Raw genomic sequence first — 1,401 nt, forward strand, 5'->3', positions numbered from 1 at the left:
CCTCGGCACAAGGCGTTGAGGTGTCGGGCATTTACGGCGGGCGTTATCAAGCGCGCGTGCGCGCCATCAATGCCACGGAGATCTCCAGTCTGTGGGCCAACGCGCAGGAAACTATGCTAACAGGTAAAGCGGGTAATCCGCCGGCACTGTCCAGTTTTACCACCACCGCGCTGGTGTTTGGCGTCCAGCTCGACTGGCAATTCCCCGCCGACACCGACGATACCTTAAAAACTGAGATTCAGTATTCCCTGACCAGCGACGGCCAGAATGTGTTGCTGCTGACCGATGTGGCGTATCCCACGCGTGCCTACCAGCAAATGGGGCTTAGCGTCGGTCAGGCGTTCTTTTATCGCGCCCGTATTGTTGATAAGTCGGGTAACCAGGGGCCGTGGACGGGGTGGGTTGTTGGGGAATCGAGTACCGACGTCGGAGATATCGCGGATGCCATTTTGGAGGAGGTTGAGGGCTCCGATGCCTGGCAGTCTCTGGTGACCAATATTGCTACAAACACCCAGCAGATCGCTGATGGCATGCTCTCCAGTATTGAGCAGGCAAAAGCCATTTTGCGTAATAGCTTGACCATTGACGAGGAGTCTCGCAGATGGCGTAGCGAAAATGGTGCTCGTGTGGCAGAAATCGCCGATACACGCGCGGCGGTCGCCAATGAAGTTGAAGCGCGTACTATCGCGTTATTGGAGATGCAAGCGCAGATTGGCTCAACACAAAGTAACCTGAACTCATTGCAGCAGACGGTTACCACGTTGGAAAAGACCACTGCGCAGAATGTGGATAGCCTCAGTAGCAAAATGCGTGCAGCGGAAGGGGAAATCGACGGGCTTTCTACCGCTGTTGGTGGCTTACAGACTACAGTGACGCAGCAGGGAAATACGCTAACGTCGCAGGGGCAATCGATCACGCAAATCACTGCCTCGGTTGGAACGGCTCAGACAGCGGCTGATAGCGCCAAATCTTCCGCTGCTGCCGCCCAACAGGCGGCAACGAATGCGGCTGCGGCGGCGGGTAATAAAGGTAAAGTGATCTATGGCACCGCAGAACCTGCGGTGGCGGATCGCCTGACACAAAACGTGTGGATCGATACGACAAATAGCATCAATACCCCAAAACGATGGACGGGCTCGGCATGGCAGGCCGTTACCGATAAGGCCGCCACAGACGCGGCTGCGGCAGCAAAATCCGCCGCCAGTGCAGCGGCTGCGGCACAGTCTACGGCTAACGGCGCAGTGCAGAGTGTCAATGCGGTATCGGCAACGGTGACGCAGCAAGGCAACACGATTACGGCGCAGGGAACGCAGATTAGCCAGCTAACCGCGACAGTGAACGGTGCCACAACGAAGATCAGTGACATTAGCCAAGCGGTTAATGGCATTGACGGAAAATTGT

At 56.5% G+C, this 1,401-nt stretch carries 1 pseudogene; it reads left to right on the forward strand.

The features are described 5' to 3' along the window. A pseudogene (locus tag J5224_RS27775) lies at nucleotides 1-1,401 on the forward strand (hypothetical protein); the annotation flags it as partial.

This window comes from Candidatus Symbiopectobacterium sp. NZEC135, from assembly GCF_025962695.1.